At 61.7% G+C, this 1,422-nt stretch carries 1 protein-coding gene; it reads right to left on the bottom strand.

All coding sequences use genetic code 11. From position 1 onward, the window contains the following. A partial coding sequence (locus tag QTI33_RS35020) for an IS1182 family transposase (RefSeq protein ID WP_286511344.1) occupies positions 1 to 1,349 on the bottom strand: 1,349 nt, incomplete at its 3' end. Between the last annotated feature and the right edge of the window lie 73 nt (positions 1,350 to 1,422).

Genomic DNA, 1,422 nt, shown 5'->3' with positions numbered 1-1,422 from the left:
GTGTTCACGTGCTCCAGTTTCTTCGTCAAGAAGTGCGTCCAGCCCATCCAGTGCTTGAGTGTCCCGAACACGTGCTCCACGGTGCACCTTCGCAGCGTCATCGCGATGGGCTTGCGATCCAAGCGCTGCTGGACGCGCTCGAGAACCTCCTCGTGCTCCCATCGACGGATACGACGATACGCGCTCGTCGTGCACTGGTCTTTGATCGGGCACTTGGGGCAAGCGCTGGTCCAGTAGACGCGAAGCTCGTTGCCGTTCTTCTCTAACGTGTTGAACCTGTAGATTGCCCGCTGCCCGGCAGGGCACTGATACTCGTCGGCCTTCGCGATATAGATGAAGTCGCTCTTGTCGAAGCGTCCCTCGGCCTTGGCATTCGAGGTCATCGGCTTGGGCACGTAAGTCGTGATGCCCACGTCCTCGCAGGCCTTGAGCTCCGTGCCGTTGAAGTACCCGCGATCGGCGAGCGCCTGCAACTTGGTCTTGCCCATCGCCTCGCGCGCAGCAATTGCCATCTTGCTGAGCTGCGAGCGGTCGTTGCCGTCGTTGGTGACCTCATGCGCCACGATCAGGTGATGCCTGGCATCGACGGCCGCTTGTACGTTGTAGCCCACTAGGCCGGAGCCCTTGGCCTGCGAGTTCATCGAGCGCGCATCGGGATCGGTGGTCGAGCGCTGGCCGTCGGGTTCGTGCTTCAGTTGCTCTTTGGTCCGGCCCAGTTCCCGCATTTGCTCTCGCAGCTTCTTGATCTTGTCAGTCAATCGTTCGGTCTTGGCCTCGACCTCTGCAGGCTGCGTTCGGTCGGCCGTCTCCAGGGCGTCGAGGTAGCGCTGGATGCTCTGCTCGATCTGCCGCTGACGCGCGTCGATCTTGCCGGTGGTGAAGTTGCGGTCGCGACTGTTGACTGCCTTGAACTTGCTGCCATCGATGGCCACGACGGCGTGCGTGAACAGCTTGAGTTCTCGGCACATGCCAATGAAGCGCTTGCAGACGTTGCGGATGCCGGGACCGTTGTCGTGGCGGAAATCGGCGATGGTCTTGAAGTCCGGCGCCAGGCGGCCGGTGAGCCACATCACCTCAACGTTGCGCTGGGCCTCGCGCTCCAGGCGGCGGCTGGACTGGATGCGATTGAGGTAGCCGTAGATGTAGAGCTTGAGCAGCACCGCCGGGTGGTACGAGGGGCGGCCCGTCGCTGCAGGCTCAACGCCTTCGAACCCCAGGGCCTGCAGGTCCAATTCCTCGACGAAGACGTCGACGACTCGCACCGGGTTGTCCTCACCGATATAGTCGTCAAGGCATTCGGGCAACAGCGTCACCTGCTGTCGGTCTTCGCCTTCGATGAATCTCTTCATGGACCACCACCTCGTTCAGACGGGTTGGCTCAATATAGGCGACCATCAAGGGAGTTTCCACACAGCCTCGGCC

Source organism: Variovorax davisae (assembly GCF_030316845.1).
Classification (GTDB): domain Bacteria; phylum Pseudomonadota; class Gammaproteobacteria; order Burkholderiales; family Burkholderiaceae_C; genus Variovorax; species Variovorax davisae.
This window is presented reverse-complemented; position numbering and strand designations above follow the sequence as displayed.